Source organism: Pandoraea norimbergensis (assembly GCF_001465545.3).
GTDB classification, from domain to species: domain Bacteria; phylum Pseudomonadota; class Gammaproteobacteria; order Burkholderiales; family Burkholderiaceae; genus Pandoraea; species Pandoraea norimbergensis.
In genome coordinates this window covers 4,485,811-4,506,028 of the sequence record NZ_CP013480.3, presented here as the reverse complement: position 1 = coordinate 4,506,028, position 20,218 = coordinate 4,485,811, and the positions used below count along the sequence as shown (strand labels likewise).

Genomic DNA, 20,218 nt, shown 5'->3' with positions numbered 1-20,218 from the left:
ACGCTGACGGCAGGCACGGTAAGATGCGCCCGTGGCGAACTGACGTCACCGGGTTGCGGTCGAACGATGCGTAACGTGCCCGGCATCAGGCCCGGGCGAGCCAAGGAGTCAGAAGACGTGAAACGAAATTTCGGGATGTTGAGTGCGCTGATGGTGGCGCTGACGGTCATGCTCGGCGCTTGCGCCAATACCGGTAGCGGCACGGGCGATTCGAGTTCGTCGGCCCGCAGCGGCAGCGGTACGGGCAAGGTGGAAGCCTACGGTGTCATCGATGGCGGTGTGACCATCGTCAAGTAAGTCGGATCGTCGCGACCCGGCGACAAAACGCCATAACGATGTAACGACGTAACGTCATAACGATGTAAACGACTACGCCCCCTGAACTCATGTGAGTTCAGGGGGCGTAGTCGTTTCAGCGCACCGCAGGATCGATCGGATGCCCGATCGAAGCCCGCGGCAGCGCTGTGAAGCGTTAGTTGGAAGCCGGAGCCGGGGCGGCAGCGCCTGCATCCGAAGCCGGTGCCATGGCGGCGCCTGCATCGCTGGCCGGGGCGCTATCGGCCGGGGCAGCTGCCGGTGCCGATGCCGACGTGTCGGCGGCCGGGGCGGCGGTTTGATCGTCCTTCTTCGAGCAACCCACCATCACGACGGTGGCGGTTACGAGCGTAGCGAGCAACAGCGGAAGTTTTTTCATTTGGTCGTCCTTTTGATATAGGGAAAGCCCTTGCGAAAGAACCCTCAGTCTAACGGCGCCCTGAGGCGAAGGCTGTGTGCATTTGTTGCAGAAATGCTTCAATTTGTAACGAAAACGGCGGCAAACGCACGTCGTTTAATACGGCGTAAGGCGCCGATGGCACTGATGGTGCCCGTGAGGCCGTGCGCCGTCGGTTGAACGGGAAGGGCACGTCCGTTCAGAAGCATAACGGGGAAATTTGATACCCGCCGGGCACGGCAGTTCCCAGAAAATTCAGGACACCGGCAATTCGGCCAGCCCGGCGGCGAGGCGCTGCCAGCCGGATTCGTCCGCAGGAAGGCCCAATCGGAGGCTGGGCAGGCACTGGATGTCGGCCGTTGCGAGGGCGGCATCCGGCGCGGGCAGTACGACAGGACGCGCATCGAACAGACGCGTCCAGATGCCTTGTGCGGCCAGCGTTTCATGCCAGACGGGGGTCAGCGGATGCGGGGTCCATGCGAACAGCGGTGTGCCCAGCGCTGGCCAGCCATGGCGGCGTAACAGCGCGAGAAGCCGCTCGCCGTCGCGCTGCAAGCGCTCACGTGCGGCAATTTGCCACGCAGTGTCACGCAACGCGGTGCGCACCGCAAAACGCGCGGGGCCGCTGACCGTCCATGCCCCGAGAGTCTGCGCCAGTGACGCGCCGAGCGTCGGCGGGCACAGCGCAAACCCCGCCCGAATCCCCGCCAGTCCAAAGAATTTGCCCACGGAGCGCAACACGACGAGCCCGTCCCGCCCGACCTGCGATGTGATCGACGCCGCAGGCGACGCATCCGCGAACGCTTCATCGACGATCAGCATCCCGCCACGGCTCGCGAGCGAAGCTTGCCACGATGACAAGGTTTCGCGCGAGACGTGCCGCGTGGTCGGATTATCGGGATTCACCCAGACGAGGTAATCGACATCCGGGAGTCCGGCTTCGGGACCGATCCACGGTACGAGCGTATGGCCGGCACGCGCAAAGGCGGGTGCATATTCACTGTAAGTGAGCGAGGCCACCGCCACGCGTCCCGGGGGCAACAGCGTCGGTATTGCCCGGATGACCGCCTGCGACCCGGCACAGGGCACGATGGTGTTCGCGGGCACGCCGTAGTAGTTGGCGGCAACGCCGGTCAGATCGTCGAAGGCGTCGGGCAGGTCGCGCCACGCCTCGGGCGGCGGCATCGGCACCGGATAACCCAGCGGATTGATGCCGGTCGACAGGTCGAGCCAGTCTTCGCGTGGCCGTCCGTAGCGGGCAATCGCTTCGCCCAGATTGCCGCCATGGCGAGGGGCAGGGGATGACGATGGCGCGAAAGCAGCGGTTGCAGATGTTGCCGAAACGCTCACAACACCCCCACGGTGGCGGCGTCGGCCTGCGATGCGGCGAACAGCGCGAGCGCACCGCTCACCAAGAGCCACATCCACATCGAACGTGAAATGAGCCGCCACGCGGCCTTGATGTGTTGCGCGGACGGTTCCATGCCGCACCCCAGTGGCGGGCGGGTTTCCCACTCGCCGTGATAGCGGGCGGGGCCACCCAGTTGCACGCCGAGACTGCCGGCACCGGCGGCCATGACGGGCCCGGCATTGGGGCTCGACCATGCGCTGGCCTGTGTGCGCCAGCAGTCGATGGCGCGGGCCACGTCGCCGAAGATGGCGTAGCTCGCCGCCGTGAGACGGGCCGGAATCCAGTTAAGCAGATCGTCGATGCGTGCCGCGGGACGGCCGAAATACAGGAACTGTTCGGTGCGGTAGCCCCACATGGCGTCGAGCGTGTTGGCCAGGCGAAACAGCACGACGCCGGGCGCCCCGGCAATGGCAAACCAGAAGAGGGCGCCGAAGATGGCGTCGTTGCCGTTCTCCAGTGTCGATTCGACGGCGGCGCGTGCGATGTCCGACGCACTCGCGTCTTCGGTGTCGCGCGACACGATGCGTGCGGTCAGCTCGCGCGCTTGCGTGAGGTCGCCGTCTTGCAACGCGCGGGCAATGGGCATGACGTGTTCGCGCAGGCTGCGTGCACCGAGCGCCGCGTACAGGGCCAGCGCCTGCCAGAGGATGCCGCCCCAGCCGGGCAGGAAGCTCAGTGCCCACGTGATGAGGACGGGCACGAGCAACATGAGTGTCCACGCCCACGTGCCGCGCACCATCGCGGTGAAGGGCTTGTCGCGGATGTCGGGCGAGTTCAGCCACGCTTCTACGCCGTTGGCGATGAAGCCGAAGCCGACCAGCGGATGCCAGCGCTTTGGCTCACCGAGCCACGCGTCGAGCAGCACGCCGATGAGGCCGGCGAGCCAGAGAGATTCAGGGGCGAGTCCGGTGAGCATCCGCCATCATCCTTTGACGGCCATGGGCAGGCCGGCGACGACAAATCGCACTTGCGGTGCCAGCGCAGCAACGCGCTGGTTGAGACGGCCGAGTTCATCGACATAGCGTCGCGTGAGCGAGCCCATCGGGATCACGCCGAGTCCGATCTCGTTGCTCACGACGATGAGTTTGCCGGGGGCGGTCGCGAGCGCCTGCGCCAGTTGGTTCACAACGTCATGCCATTGTGTGTCGTCTGCTGGCGCGTCAGGACCGTCGTCAGGCGGGCAGAGCCACCCGGCCAGCCACAGCGGCAGGCAGTCGATGAGCAGGCAGCGTCCTTCGCGGGCGGTTTCACGCACGGCACCGGGGAGATCGCGGCCGACTTCCACGGTGGGCCAGTGGGCTGGCCGGCTGGATCGATGGTGCGCGATGCGGGCGCGCATCTCGGGTTCGTCGCTCACCGCAGCGGTGGCGAGATAGCTGACTGGCAGGCCGCTCTCCGAGGCGAGGCGTTCGGCGAACGCACTCTTGCCGGAGCGCGCGCCACCCAGCACGAAAGTCAGGTCGTGGGCACTCATGGGCGATATTGTACGAGCGCCCGATGCGATAATCCGCACCATGAGTGAAATCCCTGCCAATTCCAGCGCGCTGTCCTTGCGCCATCCCCGTGGCACCTTGATGATTCAGGGCACGTCCTCCGACGCGGGCAAGAGCACGGTGGTGGCCGGGCTCTGCCGGCTGCTCTATCGCGAGGGCGTGCGCGTTGCGCCGTTCAAGCCGCAGAACATGGCGCTCAACAGCGCCGTGACGGCCGATGGCGGCGAGATCGGGCGCGCGCAGGCGTTGCAGGCGCAAGCGGCGGGTATTGCGCCGCATACGGACTTCAATCCGGTACTGCTCAAGCCGAGCAGTGACCGCGGCGCTCAGGTGATCATCGGCGGCAAGGTGGTGGCGGATCTCGACGCGCGGGCTTATCAGGAATACAAACCGCGCGCGATGGCGGCCGTGCTGGCCGCGTATGAGCGGCTGCGCACGGGCTACGACGCCGTGATCGTGGAAGGGGCGGGCAGTCCGGCCGAGGTGAATCTGCGAGCGCGCGACATCGCGAACATGGGTTTTGCCGAAGCCGTCGATGCGCCGGTGTTGCTCGTGGCGGACATCGACCGGGGCGGCGTCTTCGCGCAGTTGGTCGGTACGCTGGCGTGTTTGTCGGACAGCGAGCGCGCGCGCATCAAGGGGTTTGTCATCAATCGCTTTCGCGGCGATCCGTCGTTGCTCACGAGCGGGCTGGAATGGGTGGAGGCGCGCACGGGAATTCCGGTATTGGGAGTGCTGCCGTATCTGCACGGGCTGCATCTCGATGGCGAGGACATGCTCCCCGGCGAGCGTCACACGGCGGCCAGCGGCGAGACGCGTTTGCGCGTGACGGTGCCTGCACTGCCGCGTATCAGCAATCACACGGATTTCGACGCGTTGCGGGCGCATCCGCAAGTGGACTTCCGCTATGTGAGTACGGGCGAGCCGTGGCCGCCCTCGGATCTTGTGATTCTGCCGGGCAGCAAGCATGTCCGTGCCGACTTGGCGTGGCTGCGGGCGCAGGGCTGGGAGCCGGCAATTGCGCGCCACTTGCGTTACGGCGGCAAAGTGCTCGGTATTTGCGGCGGCTTGCAGATGCTCGGGACAGCGATTCACGATCCGGACGCTCTGGAAGGCGATGCGGGCACGACGGCGGGCCTCGGTTGGCTGGAAATCGAGACGACGATGGAGGCGCAGAAGCAGTTGCGCGTGGTCAGCGGACGTCTGAGCGCGGGCGACGCACCGGTGCGTGGCTACGAGATCCATATGGGCGTGACGCGCGGGGCGGCGCTGGCGCGTCCGGCGGCGCTGCTGGCAGGCGAGGGCGGCGAAGTACCCGACGGCGCCCGCTCGGCGGACGATCAGGTCATGGGCACGTATCTGCACGGCCTGTTCGATACTCCGGAAGCCCTGCAAGCGCTGCTGACATGGGCCGGCGCACGCGATATCGAAGCGCAGGACTACAACGCGCTGCGCGAGGCGTCGCTGGATCGCCTTGCCGATTCGTTCGCTGCGCATCTGGATTTGCCGCGTGTGTGGGGGTGTCTGCGGTGAGGCTGGCGGGCTGAGCGCCTGAGACATGCCGCCGGTTGCCGCCGGAAGCCGTCACGCAGCCGTTGTAAGATGTGCGGAAAATCGACCTCGGGGAGTGCGTAATGCCGGTGATCGTGGTGGCGAATCCGAAAGGCGGCGTGGGCAAGAGCACGCTGGCAACGAATCTGGCCGGCTATCTGGCCGCTCAAGGGTACGCGGTGATGCTGGGCGACACTGACCGCCAGCAGTCCTCCCGGGCTTGGCTGGGGCTGCGTCCGCCGGCGCTACGGCCCATTGCGACTTGGGACGTGGATCATAGTGAGGTTGCCCGTCCGCCCAAGGGCACGACGCACGCGGTGCTCGATACCCCCGCCGGTCTGCACGGCAAACGGTTGGAGACGGTGCTCAAACTCGCCAATCATGTGCTGGTGCCGTTGCAACCGTCAATTTTCGATATCCTCGCGACGCGCGATTTTCTCCAAAAACTTCAGGAAGAGAAGGCGGTCCGTCAGGGCGACGTGCGTATCGGCGTGGTTGGCATGCGTGTCGATGCCCGTACCCGCGCCGCCGATCAACTCGCCCGCTATTGCGACGAAGCCGGATTGCCGGTGCTCGGTATGCTGCGCGATACGCAAAACTACGTGCAACTCGCCGCGCACGGGCTCACGCTGTGGGATGTTGCTCCCAGCCGTGTTGAACGCGATCTGCCGCAGTGGCAGGGGATCGTTAAGTTTGTAGGTGAATAAGGCTGGGTAGGATCGCTCGCGCTCTCCCCCCCTTCGCCTAGTCTCTCGGTCGGCCGCCGGCACGCTACCCGTTTTCGTCGCTCCACGTAATTCGCTTTGGAAAACGGGCAGCGCACCGGCGGCTCGTCATCCTCCCCCTGTCCGTCGCCACCCACCCCTGCGCTTAACCCCCCTGTACCTCCCCATGCCCCGTGCTTCCACCCTCAAGGTCGGTCGCCGACACGCCCAACCATTTGCGTCACTTCGCATCTGCAAACGGTCGGGCGCGCCGTCGACTCGTTTCATCTCCCCCTGTCCGTTGCAACCGCGCTTGCTGTCGGCGTCTTTTTGGGTTTCTCTTCCTGAAACAAAAAACCGGCCATTTCGGCCGGTTTTTTTGTGCTGCGCTTTCTTACTTCTTGTTTATTTTGCTGCGTCGAAGGCGCGGGTTTCTTCCCACGCTTGCAGCGGCACGTGATCGCGCTCGCCCTTCTGCACGTTCTTCTCGTCAACAAACACGAGCTGCGGCTTGAAGCCCGCCAGCACATCCTTGTTGTCGACCTGCGCATACGACACGATGATCACGATGTCGCCCAACTGCGCGCGACGGGCCGCCGCGCCGTTCAACGAAATCATGCCGCTGCCGCGCTCGCCACGAATGGCATACGTCGTGAAACGCTCGCCGTTGTTGACGTTGAAGATGTCGATCTGCTCATTCTCGACCAGACCCGACGCTTCAAGCAGGTTCTCGTCGATGGCGCACGAGCCCTCGTAATGCAATTCGCAATGCGTCACGGTGGCGCGGTGGATCTTCGACTTGAGCATGGTGCGGTACATGGCTTGCCTCTTGTGTTGCAATGTCGCGCACTCCGCGCGACGAATTAAGCACGCGCATCCGACACGCGCACGATATCTGCCAGCCTCGCCTCTCGCCCGCCCTGCGACACCGCGCAGTCAGACGCCAGTCGTTGCCGGCACTCGGATTCAGATTTCCAGATTGTCGATCAGTCGCGTTGCACCCAGCTTGGCAGCAGCCAACACGACGAGACTGTCGGCCGGTGCAGTGCCCGGGGCCGGTGCGCGCAAATTGGCACGCTGGCGAATGGACACGTAATCCGGTGCCCAGCCGCGCTCGCGCAAGGTCTGCATGGCGGCAGCTTCAAGCGCCTCGTAATCGGTCTTGCCGCTGACCACGTCGTCGCGAATCTGACCCAGCAGGCGATACAACTGAGGCGCTTCTGCGCGCTCGGTTTCGGACAGGTAGCGATTGCGCGAGGACAGCGCAAGGCCGTCGTCGGCGCGCACGGTCTCGGCAGCAATGATTTCGATTGGCAGTGCGAACTGTCGGCACATGCTGCGCACGATCATCAGTTGCTGGTAATCCTTCTTGCCGAACACGGCCACGCGCGGCTGCACGCAGGAGAACAACTTGGTGACGACGGTGCACACACCCTTGAAGAAGCCCGGGCGGAACTCGCCTTCGAGAATGTCGCCCAGATCGGTCGGCGGCTCGACGCGATACTCCTGCGGCTCGGGATACATCTCCTTCTCGTCGGGCGAGAAGAGCACGTAGACGTTCTCGCGCGTGAGCTTCTCGACGTCATCCATCATCGTGCGCGGGTATTTGTCGAAGTCTTCGTTCGGCCCGAATTGCAGACGATTGACGAAGATGCTCGCCACGACCGGGTCACCGTGCTGGCGCGCGAGTCGCATCAGCGACAAATGCCCTTCATGGAGATTGCCCATCGTGGGCACGAAGGCAACGCGATTCTGTCCGCGCAGTTGATCGCGCAGTTCGTGAATCGAGGGGATGACTTTCATTGAGGTTCCGTGCGTGGCGTACGTGTGGGTTACGTCGAGCTTTGGCGTGCGCTTGGCCCGATATTGGAGCCTGGCCGCCAAAACGTCCGGGGGATTGTAGAGGAAATCTCAACGGGCGTGCGCAAAACCACAAGCCCGGCTAGGCCTCCATCAGCGGACTCGTCCCGGTGGCTAAGTTCGATGCCGCAGTTGGGCGACTCGGTTTGCCGACTCAGTACGACGACTCAGTACGACGACTCAGTACGACGACTCAGTACGACGACTCAGTTCGGCGAATAAGTGAGGCGCACGTAGATCGGCGCGAACGGCTCGGCCTGCGTGATCTCGAGCAGCGACTCGCGCGCCAGTTCCAGCATGGCGATGAAGTTGACCACCACGACCGGCACGCCGCGCCCGACGTCGAACAACTCGCTGAACTCCATGAACCGCGCACCCTGCAAACGCCGCAGAATCTGGCTCATGTGCTCGCGAACGGACAACTCTTCGCGCGAAATCCGGTGATGCTGGACCAGCTTGGCCCGGCGCAGCACTTCGGCCCACGCCGCGCGCAAGTCCTCGGAATCGACATCGGGGAAGCGCGGTTGCAGACTCTGCTCGATGTACACCTGCGAGCGCAGGAAGTCGCGGCCCAACACCGGCAAGGTGTCGAGCTTCTGCGCAGCCAGCTTCATCTGCTCGTACTCAAGCAGACGGCGGACGAGTTCGGCGCGCGGATCTTCCGCTTCTTCGCCAGTGTCGGCCTTCTTGACCGGCAACAACATGCGCGACTTGATCTCGATGAGCATGGCCGCCATCAGCAGATATTCCGACGCCAACTCAAGGTTGGTGGTGCGGATCTGTTCGACGTAGAGCAGGTACTGCTTGGTCACCTGCGCCATCGGAATGTCGAGCACGTTGAAGTTCTGCTTGCGAATCAGGTACAGCAGCAAGTCGAGCGGGCCTTCAAAGGCTTCGAGGAAGATTTCGAGTGCGTCGGGCGGGATGTACAGGTCGTTCGGCATCGCGAACAACGGCTCGCCGTACAGACGCGCCCGCGCAACACCGTCGACGGTGTCGGGCGTGGTGTCCTGTCCTTCGGGGGGCGCCGGCAGTTCTGCGGCCTTGCCTTCGACGGCACCGCTTGCTGCCCGGGGCGGGGCCCCGGCACTGGCGGGCGCCTCGGTCACGTTCGCGACCTCGGTCACTTCGGCCACTTCGGACTCATCCGTTGAATCGACCGGCGGATCGACGTGCAAAGGCGCCGGCGCGGTCTCGGGGACGGGCTCGGGCGTTTGCGACGGATCGTCAGGCGTGGTGTGATTCAACGCGATACAGGGCTGGCGGTGGTAGGCGGGAGGGCGCTTGGCGTGGCGGGCGATGGCGCTAATGGCTGGAATGGCCGCGCATCAAGCCCGCCGGCACGGCTTACTCGCTCTGGTAGACGTACGGCTGCTGGGCAACGCGCGATTGTTGGGCGCGACGGCGCTCTTCCATATCGATCGGTTGCTTGTCCCACAGCAGGGAGCGGCCTTGGCGCTGTTCGGCTTCCAGCGTCGGCTTCTCGCTCTTCAACTGGTTGATGAATTGGGTGATGTCGGACTCGTACATGATCGGTCTGCGCAAAAATTAGGCAGGCAATTCGGCCTGCAATCAGCAAAGCGGCACAGCCGCAGCCGTGCCAAACGACGCTGATTCTACCGCAAACCGGTCGCCACGCGTCGCTTCGGACCGGTTTGGGCCGGTTTGGGCATCGTGGGTGAAGTGACACCGGGGATATGGTCAAATACGGCAATACGCTTCATGCGCATTGCCCATAAGCATCATCCGAACAGGCCGATATGCCGCACGCCAAAGTATCGGCGGCGGATGCCATGACAATAAGGAAGGTTTTGACCGTCGCACAGATCAAACCCGGCTACGACGCACGCCGTCGGTCGCGCGCGCGCCCCTTGCACGCCAGGCGCCAGATGCACCCAATGCGCCGGATGCGTGCCGTATTCGTCGCGCTGGCCTGCGCCCTCGCATTGCCCACGCTCGCCCGGGCCGATTATCGCGTTCGCGTGGACGCCCCCAATGGCCTCGCCAAACTGCTGAACGCGAACCTCGACCTCGTGCGCTACGCCGACCGAGATGACATCGGCGACGCGCAGTTCGAGCATCTGATCGCCACAATCGGCGAGCAAATTCAGGAACTCACGTCCACGGAAGGCTACTTTTCGCCGGTCACCCACGTGGACGTGGCCACGATCAACGGCAAGCGCGACGTGCATGTCACGGTCGACTCGGGCCCGCGCACCCATATCAAGGACGTGGACCTGAAGTTCACCGGCCCCATCGCTGAACAAGACCCGCAACGCGTCGAGCAACTGCGCAACGGCTGGGGGCTGCCGGTAGACACACCGTTCCGGCAGGCCGACTGGGACAAGGCGAAGAGCGACACGCTGTTCAATCTCGGCCAGAAGCGCTACCACGCGGCGAAGATGACGTTCTCGCGCGCCGTGGTCGATGCCGATAACGACGCCGCGTCGCTCGCGGCCACCTATGACAGCGGCCCGCCGTTCACGCTCGGGCCGCTGATCATCACCGGCACGCGCCGCTATCCGGAGCAGATCATCCGCAACGTGAACCCGCTCTCGGTGGGCGAGGCGTTCGATGCGGGCCGGTTGCAAGAGTTGCAGCGCCAGATTCAGGCGACGCCGTACTTCTCGAACGTGATCATCTCGGTGACGGAAGACCCGACCAAGGCGGAGAACGCGCCGGTCGAGGTGAGGGTGAACGAATTCCCCACGCAGCGTGTGCAAAGCGGTGTGGGCTATACGACGGACACCGGCGGCAGCGTCAACGGCCGCTACTCGTACTACAACGTGTTCGGCAGTGCGTGGACGTTCGACACGCAGGCGCGTCTCGAACAATTCCGGCAGGGCGGTTACGCCGAACTGGCCATGCCACCGGACCCGGACGCCTACACGAACAGCCTGCGCGGTTCGTACGACCGCACGGACCTGAACGGTCTGGATCAACGTGCGCTGCAAGTCGGCATCAAGCGAGCCCGCTCGCGCGAGCGCTACGACTGGGCCTATTCGCTGGACTTCTATCACACGGATGAACGCCCCGACGGCGGCACGCGCTTCGTCAACAAAGCCCTCGTACCGGCCTTCGCGTGGACACGGCGCGACGTGGACGACCTGATCTTCCCGCGCACCGGCAACATCATCAATACGCAGATCGGCTTCGCGGCCAAACCGGTGCTCACAGATCAGACGTTCGGCCGTGTCTATGGCCGCATTCGCCAGTACTTCCCGGTCGGCCAGCGCGATATCGTCATTGCGCGGCTGGAACTGGGCGCGGTGATCACCAACGGCAACAGCAACCGCATTCCGTCGTCGCTGCTGTTCTTCGCGGGCGGCACGTCGTCGGTTCGCGGTTATACGTACCAGAGCCTCGGGCGGCAGCAGAACGGCACGACGTTCCCGACGAAATACCTCGGCACCGGCAGTCTCGAATATCAACGCTGGTTCACGCGCGACTGGGGCGGGGCGGCGTTCTGGGATGTGGGCACGGCCACCGACGACTATCGTCACCCCACGCCGCTTTATCACGGCGTCGGTCTGGGCGTGCGCTGGCGCAGCCCGGTCGGGCCGGTTAACGTCGATCTCGGCTACGGCGTCAACGATCGTCAGTTCCGGCCGTCGATCTCGCTGGGAGTGGCCTTCTGATGACGACCTTGCCACTCAATTCCATGATGTCTTCGCCGCCACCGGCTGAGCGTGAACCTACGCTTGCACCTGCCGCGCCATCGGGCGCCGGGGGCGCTGGCGGCACGGGTGGATCGCCGCCGTCGTCCAATACGCCACCGCCTGTGTCCCCGCCACCGCGCAGGCGTTGGGGCCGTTGGCTCGCGGGCGTGCTGTTCACGCTGTTGCTGATCGTCGTGCTGGCCATCGGCGCGTTGCTGTGGGCGATGTCCTCCGAGCGCGGCAGCCGCTGGCTCTGGCAGACGGCGGTCTCCTCGCTCGGCGGCAAGCTCGCAGGCGACTGGCGTAGCGGCAGCTTTGCGCACGGCTTCACGGTGAACGACGTGCGTTACCTCGACGGTGCCACGCGCATCACGGTGAGCCGTCTCGAAAGCCGCTGGCAACTGTCGCTGCGTCCGCTGCATTTCACCGTCGACAAGCTGCATGCGGGTGACGTGGCGCTGGCGTTTGCGCCGTCGCCGCCGTCGAACAAGCCGACGGTGATGCCGACCAGCTTGCGTCTGCCACTCGGGCTAGGCCTCACGCTGAACGACGTGCGTGTGGCGAAACTCACGCTCGATTCACCAGCGCTCGTGCTCGACGACATTCGTGTCGCGGCGCGCAGTGACGGCACGCAGCACACCGTGCAGATCGAACACCTCGGCACACCTTATGGCGAGGCCGAAGCGAATCTGCAATTGAACGGGCAACGCCCGTTCGCACTGGGCGGCAACATCGGTTTGCAAGCGAAAGCGGGCGATATCCCCGTGTCGTTGAAGGCGGACCTGTCGGGTTCGCTCGATGCATTGATCGTCGATCTGGTCGCGACCGGTGAGAAGCTCAACGGCACGGCGCATATTGCCGCGGCGCCGTTCGGTGCGGTACCGCTGTCGCGAGCGCAGATTGCGCTCGATCACCTGAACCCGCGCGACTTTTCTGCCGGTGCGCCGCAAGCCGATCTCGCCGTGAATGCCGATCTTCGACCGGCACCGGGCGCCAAGGAGTTCCGCGTGCTGGGGCCGGTCTCGGTGACGAATGCGAAACCCGGCGCGATCGATGCGGAATTGCTGCCGGTCGAGAGTTTGCGTGCCGAGGTATTGCTCGACGCGACGCGTCAGGCGCTCACAGGCATCGAACTGAAGCTCGCCGGACGTGCGCTGCTCACCGGCAGCGGTGACGTGCGTCGCGAGAAGGTCGCCGCCACCGCGTCGGCACCGGCGCTGGCATCGGCATCGGCATCGGCATCGCTGGCGTCGGCGGCCAGCGCCCACACGGCGGCCGCCGGTGACGCCCCTGCCGAGGTCACCGTCGGTGGCTTTGCGCTGGCGATGCAAGACCTCGATCTGCGCGCGCTTTACGGCAAGTTGCCTGCGACGAAACTCTCGGGGCCGCTCAACATCAAGCTCGACGCCACTGGACAGCGCATCGTGCTCGACTGGCGAGATGCGACGCGTCGCGTGCTGGCCGACGTCGGACTCGACGCGAAGGGCACGACGATTCACACCCTTTCGCTCGATGCCGGACAGGGCAAGGCAGCGGCCACCGGCGTGCTGGAGAACGGCGACACCGGTGCGTATCAGGCGCAACTCAAGCTGACGCGTTTCGATCCGGCGGCTTGGTACGACCTCTACGACGCCGCGCACGCGAAGAAGGGCGCGGCCAAGCCGCCTGCGGCCAGCGTTACCGGCCAGTTCGACGCGCAGGGCGTGTTGCGGCCCGAGTTGGGCGTGACGCTCAAATTCGCGCTACAGGACAGCGTCTATGCTGACCTGCCAATGAGCGGCACGGGCACCGTGAAGGTGGCAGGCAAGCGATTGCTGCCCAGCGATGCCAACTTGCTCGTCGCGGGCAACAAGGTTGCGTTGCGCGGCAGTTTCGGCGCCGCAGGCGACAAGATGGCCGTGAACATCGACGCGCCCTCGCTCGACAAACTCGGCTTCGGATTAGCGGGACGTCTGCAACTCGATGGACAGGTCTCGGGCACGATCGAGCGTCCGGCGGTGGTGGCAACGCTTGCCGCCGACAAACTGGTGTTCGGCGCACAAAAGCTGGATCACCTTGCCGGTAAGGTCGATGTGAGCGGCGGGCTGCCCGGCGCGCCGGGCGATCGCCTGAATGTGACGCTCGATGGCAATGGCTTCGCGAGCGACGTGGCGCGTCTCGACAAGTTGTCGGTGGCGCTGGCGGGCACACGAGGTGCCCACACGCTGCACTTGAAGGCCGCAGGCAAGTTGCGCGAAGCCCCGCTGGATTTGAACGTCGATGCCGCAGGTGCCGTGACCGATACCCGTGGCAAACCGGGCTGGCGCGGCACGATTCAGGCGCTGGAAAACCGGGGCATGCCGAAGCTGACACTCGCTTCGCCGTGGCAAGTCGAAGCGAGCGCGGAGCGCGTGCATCTGGGCGCGGCGAAGCTCGTCACGGGCGTCGGCGCGTTGTCGCTCACGAACTTCGATTACGGCGCGGGACAACTGAAGACGGCCGGCACCATCGATACGCTCGATATCGGTCAGGTGTTGCGCGTGGTCGCATCCTTCACCGGTGAGCAACCGGCCTTGGCCAGCGATCTGGTGCTCGATGGCAAATGGAATGTGAGCATGGCGCAACGGGCCGACGGTTTCGTCGAAATCGTGCGCCGCAGCGGTGACGTGACGCTGCGCCGTGGGGGCGTCAACGACGACGTGAAGGTCACCATCACCGGCATTCCGGGACTGAGTGCCGAAAAGGGCGGCATCGGCGCACGCGTGCCACTGGGCATCTCGGAGATGCGTGCGCGCATCGACTTGTCCGGACAGTCGGCGCGCGCGACGGTGAAGGCGGCGTCGGCACTGATCGGCACGCTCGACGCCGACGTGCAGACCGGCCTGCGTGTCGCCGACGGTATTCCGAGCCTGCCGGACGACGCGCCGCTCACCGGCCGTGTGGCGATGGTCATCCCGGACATTTCCAAGTTCGAGAATCTGGCCGGTGCGCAGTTTGCCTTCAAGGGGCGCGCGAACTTGCAGATGACGCTGGCGGGCACGGTGGCGAAGCCGCGTCCGACGGGGGAACTGACCGCCGACGACTTGTCGGTACAGATGTTCGATACGGGCGTGAGCGTGAAGGATGGCCACGTGCGCATTGCCCTTACACCGTCGGAGATCGTGCTGCGCGATGTGGTCTTCACCGGCGGCGGTGGCGGCACGGCACGCGCCACGGGCGGTATTCGGATCGACACGCCCGAACCGACGCTGGGCATCACGCTCGCCGCCGACAAGCTGCAACTGTTTGCGGCCCCGGATCGCCAGCTTTCGCTCACGGGCGACGCGAAGGCAGTGGGCAGTGGCGACACGATGTCGGTGACCGGCAAGTTCACCGTCGATCGGGCCCGCTTCGCATTGCCGCCGACGAGTGCACCGAAGCTGGGCGACGACGTGCTCGTCGTGCGCGGTGGCGCGCAGTCGCGCAGCAAGCCGCTCGATCCGAAGGAAGAGGCCGCGCGCATCAGTGCGAAACCCGCGAGCCGCTTCTCGCCGCGCATCGATATCGAACTGAATCTGGGCCGCGACTTCCGCTTTGTCGGCGCAGGGGCGGATCTGCTGTTGCGCGGTAGCATGCACGTGCAGAGCGCGCCGCTGTCGCCGATGCGTGCCACGGGCACGATCACGGTGGCCGAGGGCACCTACGAGGCGTTTGACCGCAAGCTCGCTATCGAGCGCGGTCAGATCAACTTTGTCGGTCCGCTCGACAACCCGGACCTCTACATTCAGGCCATGCGCCGCAATCAGGAAGTGGCGGCGGGCGTGCTGGTGACGGGCACGGTGCGTCAGCCGCGCGTGTCGCTGGTGTCTGAGCCGAGTGTGTCGGACGAAGAAAAGCTCTCGTGGCTGATGTTCGGCCACGGTCCGGATGGCGCCGGGCTCGGCCAGCGTCAGGCGATGGCCGGTGCGGCGACGGTGCTGCTGGGCGCGACGGGCGGCAAGCGCATCATCAAGGATCTGGGGATCGACGAATTCAGCATCGGCACCAGCGAGTCGGGCCTGTCGGACGACGAGCAGGTGGTGAAAGTGGGCAAGGCGATCTCGGACAACTTCGCGCTCGGTTTCGAGCAAGGACTGACGAGCTCGGCGAGTATCGTGAAGATCACGTGGCAGGTGTCGCGCCGCTGGCAATTGGCGCTGCGTACCGGTTCGCTGTCGGGCTTCGACGTGCTGTTCAACCGTCGTTTCGATTGATGTCCGTGTGGGCGCCGAGGCAAAGCAATGAGGCAGCGGTGAGCGCACGGCGCAACGTAGAAGAGGGAGGTGCCATCGATGATGACGTCGCGTAATTCGATTCAACCGGCGCAGGGTCTGCGCCGCAGCGTTCGTTGGGGAGTCGCCATGGGATTGTTCGCGAGTCTGCTGGGCCTGTTCGGCTGCGATCAGCAGCAAATCGACAAGGTGCGCGAGAAAGCGCGCGATACGTTCAATGCCGTCAAGCCCGACGACATGCTGCTGCGCGATCTCAAGCCGGGTGTCACGACCGAGACGCAGGTGCGCGATCAGATGGGCAAGCCCGAGATCGTGTGGGAGAACAGCGACGGCTCGCGCCGGCTGGAGTATCCGCGTGCGCCCGGTGGCTTGCGTACGTACATGGTCGATATCGCGCCCGACGGCAAGCTGCGCGCCGTCACGCAGGCGCTGACGGCAGAGAACTTCGAACAGGTGCAGCCGGGGATGTCGCAGGACGATGTGCGTCGTTTGCTCGGCAAACCGACCACGGTCGCGGAGTACCGGCTCAAGAAGGAAGTGGTGTGGAGCTGGCGTTGGCTCGAAGACGGTGTGAATACGGCGGGGATGTTCAACGCGCACTTCGGCCCGGATGGCCGCGTAACGGTGACGTCACGCTCGCCCGACCCGGCGTCGGAGCGGCCTTGAACGCCGGGTGGATCGAGGCTGAGTGATTGGCTCGATCCACGAGACCCGGTCTTTTCGTTGGATTTGCTGGATTCGCTTATTCCGGCGTGGACTGAGCGGGTTGCGCGGGCGCTGCTCCATGACGATGGCGATGCGTCACCATCCGCTCATGCAAGCGCACGATGATCTTGCTGCCGGTCTTCTCGAAGGCGAACGGCAGCAGCGCATGGACGAGACACGCAAGGCCGGCGCCGAGCAACGGCAACGCGAACGAGACGGCAGAGCCCATATGCTGGGCGTAGTTTTCGCCGACGGAAGCGGGGTGTTCGGTAAAGATTTTCATGGCATCGCCCGTTTTCGAAATGTCTGGCCAGTCTACCGGGCAGCCACAGGTAAAGGCTTTCAAAGTTTGGCTCAAATCGAGTAGGATTGAGAAAATTTTTCCCTTCATGTGGCGATCATGGATAAAACTGATCTAGCGATTCTCGAAAACCTGCAAGTGGATGCCTCGCGTTCGCTGGGGGAGCTGGCCGAAGCCGTGCACCTGTCGCCAACGCCCTGCTGGCGGCGCGTGCAACGCCTGCGCGAGAACGGCGTGATCACCGGGCAGGTCACGCTGTGCGACCCGCAGCAACTCGATTTGCGCGTCACGGCGTTCGTGTTCATCAAGGCCGCGACACACAGCGAAGAGTGGATGGTGCGGTTTGTCTCCGGCGCGCGCGAACTCCCGGAAATCGTCGAGATTCACCGCATGGCGGGGGACATCGACTATCTGCTCAAGGTGTATCTCCCCGATATCGCCGCCTACGATCGTTTCTACAAGAAGCTCATCCGCGTAGCCGATTTGCAGGACATCAGCGCCAGTTTCTCGATGGAGACGGTGAAATTCACCACAGCGTTGCCAGTGGAGCATTTGCGCTAGGCGTCGCTTGCCTTGCTCACGCCAGCGGCTTGACCGGAAATACCGACATGGCACAGAACATCTACGACAACCCGGATTTCTTTACGGGCTACAGCCAGCTACCCCGGCAAGTGCTGGGACTGGACGGCGCACCCGAGTGGCCGGCCATCCGGGCGATGCTGCCGGACCTGCGCGGCAAGCGCGTGGTCGATCTTGGCTGTGGCTTCGGCTGGGCCTCGCGCTGGATGCGCGAGCAAGGGGCGGCGTCGGTACTCGGGCTCGATCTGTCGCAGAACATGATTGCGCGGGCGAGGGCGGACACTTCCGACCCTGCGATCGAATACCGCATTGCCGACCTCGACACGCTCGATCTGCCTGCGGCGGCCTTCGACGTCGCCTACAGCGCATTGACCTTTCACTACGTTCGCGATTTCGACCGTCTGGCAAAGCATCTTCATCAGTCGCTCGCGCCCGGCGGACATCTCGTGTTCACTGTCGAACATCCGATTTTCATGGCGGCAGCCCATCCCCACTGGCTGGCCGAAGCGGACGGGCGCAAGACGTGGCCGGTGAACGGCTACAGCATTGAGGGCGAACGCCGCACTGACTGGTTTGCCAAGGGCGTGCTGAAGTATCACCGCACGCTCGGCACGACGCTGAACGCGCTGATGCGTGTGGGCTTTCAGTTGCAGCGGGTGGAGGAGTTTGCGCCGACGCCTGAGCAAATCCAGCAAATGCCGGCGTTGGCCGAAGAACTGGAGCGCCCCATGATGCTGATGGTCTCAGCGCACACGTAGGCTTTGTCTCAGCGGGCGAGGGGCAATGTCTTGAGCGCCAGCGCCCCAAAAGACTTCACCCCAAGGCCGGGATGATCTCCGGCGCTTGGGGTGACGGGTACGACTTTGTTGCGGCGATTGCGCTCGTGCTTACTTCACGCGCATACCCGGCTTGGCACCGTCGTGCGGTTCGAGAATGTAGATGCCCGGTTCGGCCTTCTCGTTTGCGGCCGAAGCCGCGAGCACCATCCCCTCCGACAGACCGAACTTCATCTTGCGCGGGGCCAGATTAGCCACCATGACGGTGAGCTTGCCGACCAGCGCTTCCGGTTGCGGATACGCCGACTTGATGCCCGAGAAGACGTTACGCGTCTGGGCTTCACCCACATCCAGCGTGAGTTGCAGCAGCTTGTCCGAGCCTTCCACGGCCTGACAGGCAACGATACGCGCGATGCGCAGATCGATCTTGGCAAAGTCGTCGATGGTGATGACACCGTCGTCTGCCGCCGCCGGGGCGGCTGCCGCTGTGGCGGCCTTGTCCTTGCCCTTCGCCTTGCCCGCGTCAGCCGATGCTGCGGCCGGGGCCGCCGTCGCTTGCAGCGAATCGCGGTTGGCGGCAACCAGTGCCTCGACCTGCTTGCCTTCGACGCGCGTCATCAGGTGCTTGTAAGCCGAGATGGCGCTGGCCGAGGTCAGCGGCGTGGCGACGTCTTGCCACGTTTGCGGGGCAATGCTCAGGAACTGCTCGACCGCCGCGGCCGTTGTCGGCAACACGGGCTTGAGATACAGCGTGAGCAGGCGGAACGCTTCCAGACACACCGAACAGGCTTCATGCAGCGCGCCCGCTTGTGCCGGGTCCTTCGCCAGATCCCACGGCTTGACCGTGTCGACGTAGCCGTTCACGGCGTCCGCCTGTTCCATCACCAGACGCAAGGCCTTACCGAATTCGCGCGCTTCGTAATGGGCAGCGATCTGCGGTGCCACGCCGCGCAACTGCACGAGCAGCGGCGCTTGCATGGCGTCGGCCGAGACGCGGCCATCGAAACGCTTGAGCAGGAAGCCTGCGGCGCGGCTGGCGATGTTCACGTACTTGCCGACCAGATCGCTGTTCACGCGTGCGATGAAGTCATCGAGGTTCAGGTCGATGTCTTCCATCGTGTTGCCGAGCTTGGCGCCGATGTAATAGCGCAGCCATTCGGGGTTCAGGCCGGTGTCGATGAAGCTTTGTGCGGTGATGAACGTACCGCGCGACTTCGACATCTTCTGGCCGTCGACGGTCAGGAAGCCGTGTGCAAACACGTTGGTCGGCGTGCGATGGCCCGAGAATTCGAGCATCGCCGGCCAGAACAGCGTGTGGAAGTACAGGATGTCTTTGCCGATGAAGTGGTACTGCTCGGTGGTCGAGCCCGGCTTGACCCACTCTTCGAAGTTCAGGCCGCGCTGGGCGCACAGGTTCTTGAAGCTGGCGTAGTAGCCGACCGGCGCGTCGAGCCAGACGTAGAAATACTTGCCGGGCGCGCCCGGGATTTCGAAACCGAAATACGGCGCGTCGCGCGAAATATCCCAGTCGGCCAGCGTCGACTCACCGTCTTCGCCCAGCCATTCCTTCATCTTGTTCGCGGCTTCCGGCTGGGCGAGACCTGCCACCCACTTGCGCAGGAACTGCTCGCAGCGCGGGTCCGACAGCTTGAAGAAGTAGTGCGTCGAGGTCTTGCGCACGGGCGTAGCGCCCGAGACGACCGAGTACGGGTTGAGCAGGTCGGTCGGCGCGTAGGTCGAGCCGCAGACTTCGCACGAGTCCCCGTACTGGTCCTTGGCGCCGCACTTCGGGCATTCGCCTTTGATGAAGCGGTCCGGCAGGAACATCTCCTTGACCGGGTCATACGCCTGTTCGATATCGCGCGCCTCGATCAGCCCCTGTTCCTTGAGCGCCAGATAGACGTTTTCGGACAATTCGCGGTTTTCTTCGGAATCCGTCGAATAGTAGTTATCGAACGAGATGCCAAAGCTGTCGAAATCGCGCTTGTGCTCTGTCCACACGCGCTCGATCAGTTGCTTGGGCGTGAGGCCTTCCTTTTCGGCACGCAGCATGACCGGCGTGCCGTGCGTGTCGTCCGCACCCACGTAATACACCTCATGGCCCTGCATCCGCATGTACCGCACCCAGATATCTGTCTGGATATATTCCACCAAGTGACCGATGTGAATCTGGCCATTGGCGTACGGCAGGGCGGAGGTGACAAGAATGCGGCGGGACATGGAGTTTGCGTGTGGGTT

General features: G+C 64.4%; 18 protein-coding genes. 8 read left to right on the top strand and 10 right to left on the bottom strand.

Features of this window, described 5'->3' with window-relative positions; translation table 11 throughout:
• Positions 1-117: 117 nt before the first annotated feature.
• Positions 118-297, top strand: a complete 180-nt coding sequence (locus AT302_RS27725) for a hypothetical protein (RefSeq protein WP_157125837.1) — start codon at positions 118-120, stop codon at positions 295-297.
• 175 nt (positions 298-472) lie between these two features.
• On the opposite strand, the gene AT302_RS19625 is transcribed toward AT302_RS27725, so the two are convergent.
• The 4 genes from AT302_RS19625 to cobU all read right to left on the bottom strand — a co-directional run bounded on the left by AT302_RS19625 (position 473) and on the right by cobU (position 3,597).
• Positions 473-694, bottom strand: coding sequence for a hypothetical protein (locus AT302_RS19625; protein WP_058375452.1), 222 nt, complete (start codon positions 692-694; stop codon positions 473-475).
• Positions 695-967: 273 nt separating this feature from the next.
• Complete coding sequence (cobD, locus tag AT302_RS19620) at positions 968-1,987, bottom strand: threonine-phosphate decarboxylase CobD (RefSeq protein WP_058379798.1); 1,020 nt, start codon at positions 1,985-1,987, stop codon at positions 968-970.
• Positions 1,988-2,058: 71 nt separating this feature from the next.
• Positions 2,059-3,039, bottom strand: coding sequence for an adenosylcobinamide-phosphate synthase CbiB (gene cbiB / locus AT302_RS19615; RefSeq protein WP_058375451.1), 981 nt, complete (start codon positions 3,037-3,039; stop codon positions 2,059-2,061).
• Between the two features lie 6 nt (positions 3,040-3,045).
• Positions 3,046-3,597: a bifunctional adenosylcobinamide kinase/adenosylcobinamide-phosphate guanylyltransferase gene (gene cobU / locus AT302_RS19610; RefSeq protein WP_058375450.1), complete on the bottom strand. Its 552-nt coding sequence runs from the start codon at positions 3,595-3,597 to the stop codon at positions 3,046-3,048.
• Positions 3,598-3,637: 40 nt separating this feature from the next.
• On the opposite strand from cobU, the gene AT302_RS19605 reads away from it, so the two are divergent.
• Positions 3,638-5,149 (top strand): cobyric acid synthase, encoded by a 1,512-nt coding sequence (locus AT302_RS19605; RefSeq protein ID WP_058379797.1) that lies wholly within the window; start codon positions 3,638-3,640, stop codon positions 5,147-5,149.
• A 101-nt stretch (positions 5,150-5,250) separates the two neighbouring features.
• Positions 5,251-5,874, top strand: a complete 624-nt coding sequence (locus AT302_RS19600) for a ParA family protein (RefSeq protein WP_058375449.1) — start codon at positions 5,251-5,253, stop codon at positions 5,872-5,874.
• A 402-nt stretch (positions 5,875-6,276) separates the two neighbouring features.
• On the opposite strand, the gene panD is transcribed toward AT302_RS19600, so the two are convergent.
• The 4 genes from panD to AT302_RS19580 form a co-directional block, all read right to left on the bottom strand.
• Positions 6,277-6,690, bottom strand: coding sequence for an aspartate 1-decarboxylase (gene panD / locus AT302_RS19595; protein ID WP_058375448.1), 414 nt, complete (start codon positions 6,688-6,690; stop codon positions 6,277-6,279).
• A gap of 147 nt (positions 6,691-6,837) precedes the next feature.
• On the bottom strand, positions 6,838-7,674 hold the full coding sequence (gene panC / locus AT302_RS19590; RefSeq protein ID WP_058375447.1) for a pantoate--beta-alanine ligase: 837 nt from the start codon (positions 7,672-7,674) through the stop codon (positions 6,838-6,840).
• A 263-nt stretch (positions 7,675-7,937) separates the two neighbouring features.
• A complete protein-coding gene (locus AT302_RS19585; RefSeq protein ID WP_084656630.1) occupies positions 7,938-8,840 on the bottom strand; it encodes a segregation and condensation protein A in 903 nt (300 codons plus the stop codon).
• A 238-nt stretch (positions 8,841-9,078) separates the two neighbouring features.
• The gene (locus AT302_RS19580) at positions 9,079-9,261 is read right to left on the bottom strand and encodes a DUF3460 family protein (RefSeq protein ID WP_058375446.1); all 183 of its coding nucleotides are present in this window, start codon (positions 9,259-9,261) and stop codon (positions 9,079-9,081) included.
• A 377-nt stretch (positions 9,262-9,638) separates the two neighbouring features.
• Here AT302_RS19580 and AT302_RS19575 point away from each other — a divergent pair, with 377 nt between their 5' ends.
• The 3 genes from AT302_RS19575 (at position 9,639) to bamE (ending at position 16,285) form a co-directional block, all read left to right on the top strand.
• Positions 9,639-11,369, top strand: a complete 1,731-nt coding sequence (locus tag AT302_RS19575) for an autotransporter assembly complex protein TamA (RefSeq protein ID WP_058375445.1) — start codon at positions 9,639-9,641, stop codon at positions 11,367-11,369.
• On the top strand, positions 11,369-15,601 hold the full coding sequence (locus AT302_RS19570; protein ID WP_084656341.1) for a translocation/assembly module TamB domain-containing protein: 4,233 nt from the start codon (positions 11,369-11,371) through the stop codon (positions 15,599-15,601). The genes AT302_RS19575 and AT302_RS19570 overlap by 1 nt, the downstream gene beginning before the upstream one ends.
• Positions 15,602-15,748: 147 nt before the next feature.
• Positions 15,749-16,285, top strand: coding sequence for an outer membrane protein assembly factor BamE domain-containing protein (bamE, locus tag AT302_RS19565; protein ID WP_058379795.1), 537 nt, complete (start codon positions 15,749-15,751; stop codon positions 16,283-16,285).
• 76 nt (positions 16,286-16,361) lie between these two features.
• On the opposite strand, the gene AT302_RS19560 is transcribed toward bamE, so the two are convergent.
• A complete protein-coding gene (locus AT302_RS19560; RefSeq protein WP_058375443.1) occupies positions 16,362-16,607 on the bottom strand; it encodes a DUF6356 family protein in 246 nt (81 codons plus the stop codon).
• 117 nt (positions 16,608-16,724) lie between these two features.
• On the opposite strand from AT302_RS19560, the gene AT302_RS19555 reads away from it, so the two are divergent.
• Together AT302_RS19555 and AT302_RS19550 are read left to right on the top strand one after the other, a co-directional pair.
• Positions 16,725-17,186 carry an Lrp/AsnC family transcriptional regulator gene (locus tag AT302_RS19555; RefSeq protein ID WP_058375442.1) on the top strand — a complete coding sequence of 154 codons (462 nt, stop codon included), beginning with the start codon at positions 16,725-16,727 and terminating at the stop codon, positions 17,184-17,186.
• A 47-nt stretch (positions 17,187-17,233) separates the two neighbouring features.
• Positions 17,234-17,962 carry a class I SAM-dependent methyltransferase gene (locus tag AT302_RS19550; protein WP_058375441.1) on the top strand — a complete coding sequence of 243 codons (729 nt, stop codon included), beginning with the start codon at positions 17,234-17,236 and terminating at the stop codon, positions 17,960-17,962.
• A gap of 129 nt (positions 17,963-18,091) precedes the next feature.
• Here the strand turns inward: AT302_RS19550 and metG are convergent, their stop codons facing one another.
• Complete coding sequence (metG, locus tag AT302_RS19545; protein ID WP_058375440.1) at positions 18,092-20,200, bottom strand: methionine--tRNA ligase; 2,109 nt, start codon at positions 20,198-20,200, stop codon at positions 18,092-18,094.
• Between the last annotated feature and the right edge of the window lie 18 nt (positions 20,201-20,218).